We start from the raw sequence: 11,175 nt of genomic DNA on the forward strand, positions 1-11,175 counted from the left end.
CGGAGCGGACGCCGATACTCCGCGGCCCGGGCCCCGATACCTCCCCCGGACACCCTTCGAAGTGCAGCTTCCCGCGCCCGAAGAGGAGTCCCCGTGACCGCCCCCCTTGCCCCACACCCGCACCACGCGCCGACCGGCATCGCGGCCGCCGCCACCGGCCTCTCGAAGGTCTACGGCAGCGGTGACACCCGGGTCGTCGCCCTGGACGGGGTCGACATCGCCTTCCGCGAGGGGGAGTTCACCGCGATCATGGGTCCCTCCGGCTGCGGCAAGTCCACCCTGATGCACTGCGCCGCCGGGCTCGACTCCTTCACCTCGGGCTCCGTCCGCATCGGCACCACCGAGCTGGGCTCGCTGAACGACGAGCAGCTGACCCGGCTGCGCCGCGACCGGATCGGCTTCATCTTCCAGGCGTTCAACCTGATGCCGACGCTGACCGCGCTGGAGAACATCACGCTGCCGCTGACCATCGCCGGCCGGCAGCCCGACCGGCAGTGGCTGGACCACGTGGTGTCGATGACCGGGCTGTCCGACCGGCTCGGGCACCGTCCCGGGCAGCTCTCCGGCGGGCAGCAGCAGCGCGTGGCGGTGGCCCGGGCCCTGGTCTCGCGCCCCGCGATCATCTTCGGCGACGAGCCCACCGGAAACCTCGACTCCCGTGCCGGGGCCGAGGTCCTGGGCTTCCTGCGCGACTCGGTGCGGGAGCTGGGCCAGACCGTGGTCATGGTCACCCACGACCCGGTCGCCGCCGCCTACGCCGACCGCGTGGTCTTCCTCGCCGACGGACGCCTGGTCGACGAGATGCAGCAGCCCACCGCGGAGCGGGTCCTGGACCGGATGAAGGCGTTCGACGCCCGCTTCCACACGAGCTGACCCCGCCACGCTCCCGCACCGCACCAGCCGCCCGCCCGCTCCCCCGGGCCCGCCTCCCAGGATCCGCATCCCATGTTCCGTACCGCCCTGCGCAACGTGCTCGCGCACAAGGCCCGCCTGCTGATGACCGTGTTCGCGGTCATGCTCGGCGTCACCTTCGTCACCGGCAGCCTCGTCTACGGCGACAGCCAGAAGCAGGCCAACACCGACCGGGCGAGCGCCGGCTACGACCGCATCTCCCTCAGCGTCTCGCCCAACAGCGTGCCCGGCGGACCGCCCGCCACCCTCGACGCCCGCACCGCGGCCGCGCTGGCCGAGGTCCCCGGCGTCGCCGCCGCCGCGGGCCGGGTCAACGGCTTCGCCGCCGTCGCCGACCGCGAGGGCCGGCTGCTGGGCAGCGCCGAGTTCCGCAAGGGCGGCAACTTCGCCCCGGCCAAGGACGGAACGGACCCGGCCTACGCGTTCACGGAGGGCTCCGGCCCGGTCGGCGACGAGGCCGTCGCCCTCGACGAGGCCTCCGCCGCCAAGGGCGGCTACCGCATCGGTGACACGGTGCGCGTCGGTACGAGCACCGGCGCCGAGTCCTACCGGCTCAGCGGCGTCTTCCGCACCGACGCCTCCAAGCTCTCCCCCGGCGGCAGCCTGGTGCTCTTCGCCGACGCCACCGCCCAGCAGCTGTTCCTCCAGCCCGGCCACTACACGGACATCGAGATCACGGCCGCCCCCGGCACCCCGGCGACGCAGCTCCTCGACCGGGTCGAAGCGGTGATCCCCAAGGACTCCACCGCCGTCACCGGCGCCCAGCTCGCCCGGCTCCAGGCCAACCTCGCCTCCAGCGGCAGCGACACCATGAGCCAGATCATGGTGGGCTTCGCCGCGGTCGCCCTGTTCGTGGCCACCTTCCTGATCTCCAACACCTTCACCATGCTGGTCTCCCGCCGCACCCGGGAACTGGCCCTGATGCGGGCCGTCGGCGCCACCCGCAAGCAGGTCCGCCGGATCCTGCTCACCGAGTCCGTCCTCGTCGGACTGATCGCCTCCGTGGCCGGCATCCTGGCCGGCACCGGGGTCGCCGCCCTGCTCCAGGCCCTCTTCTCCGCCGCCGACAGCCCGGACGCCCCGCTGACCCTGCTCCCCTCCACGGTGATCATCGCGCTGCTGGTCGGCACCGCGCTGCCCGTGATCGCCGCCTGGGTGCCGGTCCGCCGGGCCATGGCCATCCCGCCCGTCGCCGCGCTCGGCGCCGCCGAGCCCGCCGCCCCCGCGCGGGCCGGCTCCCTGCGCACCGGGATCGGCGCCGCCCTGCTGCTCACCGGCTCGGCCACGACCCTGTACGGAGCCCTCGCCGACGACGGCGACGCCCGGGCCGTCATCGGCCTCGGCGCGGCCCTCACCCTGACCGGCGCGATCGCCCTCATCCCCCTCCTGTCCCAGCCGTTCACCGCCCTGCTCCGCCCGCTGCTGCTCCGCTTCAGCCCGGTGCACGGCGACCTCGCCGCCCGCAACACCGTGCGCGACCCCCGTCGTACCGGCGCCACCGCCGCGGCGCTCGCCATCGCCCTCGCGCTCGCCTCGGGCCTGTCGGTCCTCGGCGCCTCCGCCACCCAGTACCTCGACGGCGCGACCACCCGGGACATCACCGGCGACTACCTGGTGCAGGCCCCCTCGGGCGGCCAGCGGCTGACCCCCGCCACCGCCGAGCCCCTCAAGAACCTGTCCGGCGCCACCTTCAGCCCCCTCAACCAGTCCACCGAGTACGAGATCGGCGGCATCCGCTCCGTCCTGACCGGCGTCGACCCCGCCGCCATCGGCCGCCTCCTGCGCTACGAGGTGACCGCGGGCTCCCTCGACAGCCTCGGCCGGGGCAAGGTCGCCGTCGCCGACTACAAGGCCCGGGCCAACGGCTGGAAGGTAGGCCAGAGCCTCCCCGTGAAGCGGCTGGACCAGCGGGGCGAGCTCACCATCGGCGCGATCTACCACGCGGACGAGCAGAGCAAGGTGCTGCCCAGCATCACCGCACCCGACTCCCTGGTCGCCCGCTTCGACCCCACCCCGTACACCGACGCGATCGTCGTGGCCACCGCGGGCGGACCCGGCCGGGCCCAGCTCGCGAGCCTCGTCAAGGCGCTCGGCGACAACCCCGCCCTGTCCGTCCTCGACAAGGACGCCATCCGGGCCGAGGACACCAGCGGCATCGGCGACCAGCTCGACATCTTCTACGCGATGCTCAGCATGGCCCTGGTGATCGCCGCCCTGGGCATCGCCAACACCCTCGCGATGTCCGTGCTCGAACGCCGCAAGGAGATCGGCACGCTCCGCGCCCTCGGCCTGGACCGTGCCGGAGTGACCCGGATGATCCGCATCGAGGCCCTGCTCGTCGGCGCCCTCGGCGCGACCGTCGGCACGGTCATGGGGGTCTTCACGGGCTGGGCCCTCGGCAACACCCTGCAGGAGAGCGTCGCCGGATACGCCCTGGTCATCCCCTGGGGACAGCTGGCCCTCGGGGTGCTGCTCGCCCTGGCCGGCGCCCTGCTCGCCTCCCTCTGGCCGGCCCGCCGGGCCGCCGGTGTGGACATCCCCGCCGCCACAGCCGCCCAGTGACCGCTCGCGCGCCCCGCTCCCCCGTGACCCGGATGGGTCAGCGCGGGGGCGGGGCGCGCGCGGCGCGCCCAGGATGAAGACATGCCGACACACGCCCTGCGGGTCGCCGCTGCCGCCGCCGCCACCGCCGCACTGCTCGCCACCAGTGCCTGTTCCGACGGCGGGGGCAAGGAGAAGAGGGGCAAGGACGGCGCCGCGCAGGGCGTCAAGAAACCCGAGTGGGGCGAGTGCGAGGCCCCCACCCCCGCCGAGGGCGTCGGGCAGGTCCCCGGCAAGGACTGGCAGTGCGCCGTCCTCGACGTGCCCCTCGACTACGCCGAGCCGGAGGGGGAGACGATCCCGCTGGCCCTGATCCGGGCGAAGGCCCGGGACAAGAACAAGCGGATCGGCTCGCTCGTCTTCAACTTCGGCGGCCCCGGCGGCTCCGGCATCAGCACCCTGCCCGGGGCGGCGAAGGACTACGGCGCCCTGCGCGAGCGCTACGACCTGGTCAGCTTCGACCCGCGCGGGGTGGGACGCAGCGCGCCCGTGCTGTGCGAGGACGACAAGGGGCTGGACGCGTACTACGGCACCGACTCCAGCCCCTCGACGCCGGAGGAGGAGAAGCAGTTCCTCGCCACCTCCAAGCAGTACAAGGAGGCCTGCGAGAAGAGGTCCGGCAAGGTGCTGCCCCACGTGGGCACCGAGAACGCGGCCCGGGACCTGGACCGGCTCCGCCAGGCCCTCGGCGACGAGAAGCTGAACTACTTCGGCATCTCCTACGGAACCGAGCTCGGCGGGGTCTACGCCCACCTCTTCCCCAAGAACGTCGGCCGGGCCGTCTTCGACGCCGTGGTCGACCCGACCAAGAACTCCGAGGAGGGCGCCCTCGGCCAGGCCAAGGGCTTCCAGCTCGCGCTCGGCAACTTCGCCCAGGACTGCGTGAACCGCGGCGACTCCTGCCAGCTCCAGGGCAGCACCGCCAAGGAGATCGAGGCGAACATCATCAAGCTCCAGAAGCAGCTGGCGGCCAAGCCCATCCCGGGCTCCGGGGACCGGCTCCTCACGGACGACGCCGCCACCAACGGGATCGCCTTCGCCCTGTACTCCAAGGAGGCCTGGCCGCTGCTGGAACAGGGCCTCGACGAGGCCGAGGGCGGCCAGGGGCAACTGCTGCTCGCCATGTCGGACGCCCTCAACGGCCGGGACCCGAAGGGCACTTACAGCAACATCGGGTCGGCCAACACCGCGATCAGCTGCGCCGACTCCAAGGACCGCTACACGCTGGCGCAGACCAAGGCGAAGCTGCCGGAGTTCCGCGCCGCCTCGCCGGTCTTCGGGGACTTCCTCGGCTGGGCCATGATGAGCTGCACCGACTGGCCCGTCGCCGGCGCCTGGAACACCCCGGACGTCTCCGCCCCCGGCTCGGCGCCGATCCTGGTGATCGGCAACACCGGTGACCCGGCGACCCCGTACGAGGGCGCCCGCAAGATGGTGGAGCGGCTGGGCCCCGGCGTGGGCGTGGAACTCACCTTCAAGGGCGAGGGGCACGGCGCCTACAACAGCGGCGACCCCTGCGTACAGCAGGCCGTCAACACCTACCTGCTCGACGGGAAGGTGCCCGCCGCGGGCACGGTCTGCACGGCGCCGGCCTCCCCGCCTCCGTCCTCGCCCGTGTAGGCACGTCCGGACACGCCGGAGGGGCCGTACCTCGCGCGAGCGAAGTACGGCCCCTCCGGGTGGCTGCCGGCGGACCGGCTGCCGGTGGAACGACTGCTAGTAGACCGGCTTCTCGGGCTCGATCTGGTGGACCCAGCCGATGACTCCGCCGCCGACGTGGACCGCGTCCGCGAAGCCCGCGGACTTCAGGACCGCGAGGACTTCCGCACTGCGGACACCCGTCTTGCAGTGCAAGACGATGCGCTTGTCCTGCGGCAGGTCCGCGAGGGCGGTGCCCATGAGGAACTCGCCCTTGGGGATCAGCTTCGCACCGGGAATCGAGACGATCTCGTACTCGTTGATCTCGCGGACGTCGATGATCTCGATCGGCTCGTCGTTGTCGATCCACTCCTTGAGCTGCTTGGGAGTGATCGTCGAGCCGAGCGCGGCCTCCTGGGCCTCCTCCGACACGACGCCGCAGAAGGCCTCGTAGTCGATGAGCTCGGTGACGGTCGCGTTCGGACCGCAGACCGCGCAGTCGGGGTCCTTGCGGACCTTGACCTGGCGGTACTGCATCTCCAGGGCGTCGTAGATCATCAGACGGCCGACCAGCGACTCGCCGACGCCGGTGAGGACCTTGATGGCCTCGGTGACCTGGATGGACCCGATGGACGCGCAGAGCACGCCCAGCACGCCGCCCTCGGCGCAGCTCGGGACCATGCCCGGCGGGGGCGGCTCCGGGTAGAGGCAGCGGTAGCACGGGCCGTGCTCGGACCAGAAGACCGAGGCCTGGCCGTCGAAGCGGTAGATCGAGCCCCACACGTACGGCTTGTTCAGCAGCACGCAGGCGTCGTTGACGAGGTAGCGCGTGGCGAAGTTGTCCGTGCCGTCGACGATGAGGTCGTACTGGCTGAAGATCTCCATCACGTTCTCGGCTTCGAGCCGCTCTTCGTGAAGGACCACGTTGACGTACGGGTTGATGCCCAGCACGCTGTCGCGGGCCGACGCGGCCTTGGAACGGCCGATGTCCGCCTGGCTGTGGATGATCTGGCGCTGCAGGTTCGACTCGTCGACCTCGTCGAACTCCACGATGCCCAGCGTGCCGACGCCGGCCGCGGCCAGGTACATGAGGGCGGGCGAGCCGAGACCGCCGGCGCCCACGGCGAGCACCTTGGCGTTCTTCAGGCGCTTCTGACCGTCCATCCCGACGTCCGGGATGATCAGGTGCCGCGAGTACCGACGGACTTCGTCAACGGTGAGCTCAGCAGCTGGCTCTACCAGCGGTGGCAGCGACACGGGCACTCCGTAGATGGGGAGCATCCCCGCAGGTGCAGGGAGCAAACTGATGGTTGTTCTCCCGTAACACTGCCACGGCCCTCTTCATTCCAAGACACCCGTCCCGATCCGCGAGACGATTTCGTCCCAGTACCCGGGCATCGACGCCCAGGGATCCCGGTCCCCGGCCCCGCGCCGGTCGGTGAACCAGATGGTTCCCGCGCCCTGCCAGCGGGCGATCCGGAGCGCCTCCTCCAGGTGCGTGCGCGGCACTCCGTGCACGAGGTGGCAGAACGTCTCGGGCGGATGGTCCGCCGTCCACTCCGCCACCTGCGACCACCGGTAGTCGGCCCAGGTTCCGGAGAAGGTGACCAGCTGGTCGGCGGTCTCCGTGTATCCCTCGTAGGGGTGGGTGCCGTGTCCGAGGACGATCCGCAGGCCGTCGCCGAGCCCCCGCAGGGTGTCCGCGACCCGGCGCACGGAGGCCAGTTCCGTCTTCCCGGCCGGGGCGTCCGCGAGGTAGAAGCCGTCGGTTCCGTACCAGTCGCGGAAGCGGTGGGCGTCCGAGACGAGCTCCCCGAACGACCGCTCCCCGTCTCGCATGGCGAGATGGCCGAGGACCGCGCCGCCCGCGCTACGGAGCTTCGCGGCGGCCTCCGTGCAGTGCGGGTCGGGCCGGCCGCCCGGGCCGTCCGTGACGTTCAGGACGGCCCAGTGCAGCGGGGTGCCGGGCCGGGTCAGCTCGGCCCATTCCACCGGGGCCAGCAGCGGGTGCGCGTACCCGGGCACCCCTAAGCCGAGCCTTCCCGCCTCGGTGGCCGCCAGGCCGGCGGCCGACGGGGTGGTCAGATGCGGCACGCCGCCTCCATCCAGATGTCCGCGAGGGACTCCTCCAGGTTGATCCGCGGCCGCCAGCCGAGCCGGTCGCGGGCGGTACGGACGTCCGCCTGCTGCCAGGCTCCGCAGCCGTCCGGGTAGGGGTACGGGGGCTGGGCCGTCGCGGCGGCGAGCTGCTCGGCCGTGGCCTCGGAGCGCGGGGAGCCGATGGCGGCGAGCCCGGCGGGCCGGCCGGGGTGCCCGTGCGCCTGCGGGTGCTGGGCGTGCTGCGGTACGTCGACCTCGTGCAGCGAGCCCCCGTACCCGGCGACCCGTGCCAGCACGGCGGCCGCGTCGCGCAGCCGGACCGCCCGGCCGGTGCCGATGTTGACGACGCCCTGGGCCGCCGACAGCGAGGCGGCGTGCACCGCCCGCGCCACGTCCCGTACGTCGACGAAGTCGCGCTGGACGCCGAGCCCGCTGAGCTTGAGCTCGCCGTCCCCGGACTGCATGGCGCGCCGCATGGCCTCGGCGAGCCGGCCGAGGGGGGATCCTGCGGGCGTGCCGGGGCCGACGGGCGAGAAGACCCGCAGGACGACGGCGTCCAGTCCGGAGCCGAGCACCAGCTCGGTGGCGGCCAGTTTGCTGACTCCGTACGGCCCTCCAGGTCTGGGCACGGCGTCCTCGGCCGTGGAGGACCCGGGCTGGCTGGGCCCGTACTCGGCGGCGCAGCCGAGCTGGACGAGCCGGGCTCCGCAGCCGCTGCGGCGCAGCGATTCGCAGATGGTGGCGACGGCGACGGTGTTGTGCCGGGTCAGCTCGCGGGCGCCGCCCCGGGTGGCTCCCGCGCAGTTGATGACGACGCCCGGGTGGACGGCGTCGAGGAACCGGGTGAGCGCACCGGGGCTGCCGGTGGCGAGGTCGAAGCGGACGTCGGCGTCGTCCCCGCGGCCGAGCGCGGTGAGCTGGACCGCGGGGTCGGCGAGCAGCCGGTCCGCGACGTAACGCCCGAGGTATCCGTTGGCTCCGATCAGCAACACCCTCATCGCGCGGCCCCTTGGTTGGTTGGCTGGCCGGTCATGTCCTGTTTCTCCTTGCTGGGTGGGTGGATCGGGGTGGGGGGTACGGCGCTTCGGCGTGTGCTTCCGAAGGGTTCAGGGCCGCTGCGCGTGCGCGGAGGCCCGCGACAGTGCGAGGACGGCGGGTACGAGGACTCCCGCGGCGGCGGCGAACGGCGCCGCCGGGACCGGGAGCAGGGCGAGCACCAGGGCCAGGGCCGAAGCGAGGGCTCCGCGCGGGGCTCCGTGGCCGAGCAGCAGCCGGGTCAGCAGGAGCAGCACCGCGAGCGGTACGGCCACCGCCTGGGCGGTCCCGGTCAGCGCGGCCGCCCCCGCGGCGGCCGCGGCGTACAGCGCGAGCGTCCCGAGGAGCAGCGGTCTCACCCCGTCGGCGAAGTCCTCCAGGGCCCGGCTCCCGGCGAGCCTGCGCCGGGCGCGGGCGGCGAAGACGGAGCCGGCCAGGTGTCCGGGGGCGACGGCCACGGCCAGGGCGACCCCGAGCGGGATCCCGTGGCGGTGGACGGCCCAGCCGAGGGCGGCGGCGGCCAGCAGGTACACGGCGGCGGGGAACCGTCCCCCGGCGGCCCGGCCGGGCCGTCCGAGGGCGGCGACGGTGACGAGCACCGCCAGGGCTCCGGCCCAGGGCACGCCGGCCGCGGCGGCGCCGAGGGCGAGGGCGCCGGGCAGCAGCGCGTAGCCGAAGCCCCGTACCGCCTTGGCGTGGCCCGGGAGCCCGGCCGGCGCGGCGGGCCGGGCTCCGTCGCGGGGGGTCCGGGCGTAGAGCTCCTCCGCGAGGGAGAAGACGTCCCGGTGGCGGAACCGGGCGGCGGTGCGGTCGGTGATGCCGTGCGCCTCCAGCCCGGCGGCGATTTCCAGCGGGTCCACGGCGTGCTCGCAGAGCTCCCGGTGGCGGTGGAGCAGCGCCTTGACGGGGTCCCCGGCGGAGCGGGCCCTGCGGGGCGTGGGCGGGTCCAGGGAGGGGGCGGCTTCGTCCAGCGGCACGGTCATGCGGAGGCCTCCGAACCGGCGGCGTGCGCGGCCCGCGCGGCGGGCGGGGCGGCGGGGACGGGGTGGGGGGTGGCCCAGGTGGGGGTGGCCCAGTGGCCCGGGACGCGGGCCTCGGGCGGCTGCTCGAAGGGCACCCCGGTGCCGTCGGGGCGGGCCGGGCCGTGGGCCAGGAGGCGCAGGTAGGACTCCTGGAAGGCGGCGACGTTCTGCTCGACGGTGAAGAGTTCGAGGGCCCGCGCCCGGGCGGCCGAGCCGAGGCGCTGGGCCCGCTCGGGGTCCTGCAGCAGCGTGATGCAGGCCTCGGCGAGCGCGCGCGGATTGCGCGGCGGCACCACGAGCCCGGTTCCGCCGATCACCTCGACGACGGCTCCGACGTCGGTGGACACGGTGGCCCGGCCGCAGAACATCGCCTCGGCCAGGGTGATGGGGAAGCCCTCGATGACGGAGGAGAGCACCACCACCCGCCCGGAGCCGTACGCGTGGGCCGGGGACGGCACGTCGGGTCCGCCGATCTCCTCGAAGGTGACCGGGTTCTCGCCGACCGCGTGGGCGTCGGCGGCCTCGTCGGGGAAGAGCTGCGCGGCGAGCGAGCGGCAGTCGGCGAGGTAGCCGTGCCCGACCGCGTGGTTCCCCGCTCCGGCCGCGCTTCCGGATCCCGCGCTCCCGGATCCCGTACCGGCGGATCCCGTACCGCCGGATCCGGCGCTGCCCACCGCGGTCGCGAAGATCCGCAGCCGGGCGCGCGGTTCGGCCTTGCGCACCTCGGCGAAGGCGTGCAGCAGGGCAATCAGGTCCTTGGCGGGCTCCACCCGGCCGACCCAGACGAGCGTGTGCGGGTCCCCGCAGGCGGCGTCCTCGCCCACCGCGGCGAATCGGTCCGCCTCCATCCCGGGGTAGACCGTGCGCAGCCGCTCGCGGGAGGCTCCGCAGCGTTCCTGCCAGCGCCGGGCGTGCGCGTTGCCGGGGGTGAGCAGGTCGGCCTGGGCGTAGATCTCGCCGGCCAGCCGGGTGTGGAAGGCCGCGAGCAGGGCCCGTACGGCCGGCCGCTCGTCCCGGGCGGCGGTCTCCAGGTAGTGCGCCCGGAGCTGGACCCCGTACTCGGTGACCAGGAGCGGCACTCCGAAGAAGCGTTTGGCCAGGAGCCCGGGGATCGCCGCCACCCCGCCGGCGGCGGCGTGGCAGACGTCGACCTCGCGCAGGTCCTCGTACCAGTCCAGGGACAACGGCCGCAGCATCCGCTCCAGTTCGTCCACGAACTCCAGCAGGTCCGCGACCTGCGCCCGCTGTACTTCCCTGCTCGCCTCCGGGGCGCGGCAGGCGGACTCCACCGCCCGTACGGCCGTCTCGGAGCGCAGTGCCGCGTACAGCCCGCCCTGTTCGGAGGCGAGCCCGGCCAGCCCGTACAGCCCGTCGGCGAACCGGGCGGGGTCGGCTCCGCAGATCCCGCGGACCAGTTCCGTGAAGGCGGCGGCGAAGCGGCGCCGCTCGCGGCGCCGGTAGCTGCGCCCGTCATCGGCCGGCGCCCACAGCGGGGCGGTCCGCACCCGGGTGACCTGGGTGGGCAGCGGCACGTGGCCGCGCTCCTCCTGCTCGGCGCTGCGGCTCAGGGCGTAGAGCTCGAACTCGTGCTGGGGAAGCCCGCGCACGAGCCGGTCGCACCACAGCCTCGCTTCCCCCGTCGCATACGGATAACCACCTTCCGTGAGCAGTCCGATCCGCACGAGTGGCACCCCCGATCTCCCGTTTCAGGCGGTCTCCGTAGGTCCGGCGACCCGCCGGATACGAACTCAAGCGGATATGCCGAAGGCGGGGCCCACGGGTTTGGGGGGCGGCCCCCGGGCGGGGGGAGTTGTGTAACAATAGCATGAGCTATGGGTGCTCGGACCCCAACAACAAGGTGGGGCGC

Annotated in this window: 8 protein-coding genes; 3 read left to right on the forward strand and 5 right to left on the reverse strand. The window is 73.7% G+C overall.

Annotated features, from left to right (window positions below):
- The first annotated feature begins 93 nt into the window (after window positions 1-93).
- The 3 genes from ACFWNV_RS12520 (at window position 94) to ACFWNV_RS12530 (ending at window position 5,133) form a co-directional block, all read left to right on the forward strand.
- Window positions 94-873: an ABC transporter ATP-binding protein gene (locus tag ACFWNV_RS12520; protein WP_383944689.1), complete on the forward strand. Its 780-nt coding sequence runs from the start codon at window positions 94-96 to the stop codon at window positions 871-873.
- Window positions 874-945: 72 nt separating this feature from the next.
- Window positions 946-3,474 carry an ABC transporter permease gene (locus tag ACFWNV_RS12525; RefSeq protein ID WP_383944692.1) on the forward strand — a complete coding sequence of 843 codons (2,529 nt, stop codon included), beginning with the start codon at window positions 946-948 and terminating at the stop codon, window positions 3,472-3,474.
- Window positions 3,475-3,555: 81 nt separating this feature from the next.
- On the forward strand, window positions 3,556-5,133 hold the full coding sequence (locus ACFWNV_RS12530; protein WP_383944695.1) for an alpha/beta hydrolase: 1,578 nt from the start codon (window positions 3,556-3,558) through the stop codon (window positions 5,131-5,133).
- 96 nt (window positions 5,134-5,229) lie between these two features.
- Here ACFWNV_RS12530 and moeZ read toward each other — a convergent pair whose 3' ends face one another.
- From moeZ to ACFWNV_RS12555, 5 genes are all read right to left on the reverse strand, one after another.
- On the reverse strand, window positions 5,230-6,408 hold the full coding sequence (gene moeZ / locus ACFWNV_RS12535) for an adenylyltransferase/sulfurtransferase MoeZ (RefSeq protein ID WP_383944697.1): 1,179 nt from the start codon (window positions 6,406-6,408) through the stop codon (window positions 5,230-5,232).
- A gap of 84 nt (window positions 6,409-6,492) precedes the next feature.
- Window positions 6,493-7,245 carry a spherulation-specific family 4 protein gene (locus tag ACFWNV_RS12540; protein WP_383944700.1) on the reverse strand — a complete coding sequence of 251 codons (753 nt, stop codon included), beginning with the start codon at window positions 7,243-7,245 and terminating at the stop codon, window positions 6,493-6,495.
- Window positions 7,233-8,249: an NAD-dependent epimerase/dehydratase gene (locus tag ACFWNV_RS12545; protein ID WP_383944702.1), complete on the reverse strand. Its 1,017-nt coding sequence runs from the start codon at window positions 8,247-8,249 to the stop codon at window positions 7,233-7,235. Before ACFWNV_RS12545 ends, ACFWNV_RS12540 begins: the two co-directional genes overlap by 13 nt.
- A gap of 108 nt (window positions 8,250-8,357) precedes the next feature.
- Entirely contained in the window at window positions 8,358-9,269 is a 912-nt protein-coding gene (locus ACFWNV_RS12550; protein ID WP_383944705.1) for a hypothetical protein, read from the reverse strand.
- Window positions 9,266-10,990, reverse strand: a complete 1,725-nt coding sequence (locus tag ACFWNV_RS12555; RefSeq protein WP_383944834.1) for a DUF3492 domain-containing protein — start codon at window positions 10,988-10,990, stop codon at window positions 9,266-9,268. Before ACFWNV_RS12555 ends, ACFWNV_RS12550 begins: the two co-directional genes overlap by 4 nt.
- Window positions 10,991-11,175: the final 185 nt, after the last annotated feature.

The organism is Streptomyces sp. NPDC058401 (genome assembly GCF_042722885.1).
In the GTDB taxonomy this organism is placed as follows: Bacteria; Actinomycetota; Actinomycetes; order Streptomycetales; family Streptomycetaceae; genus Streptomyces.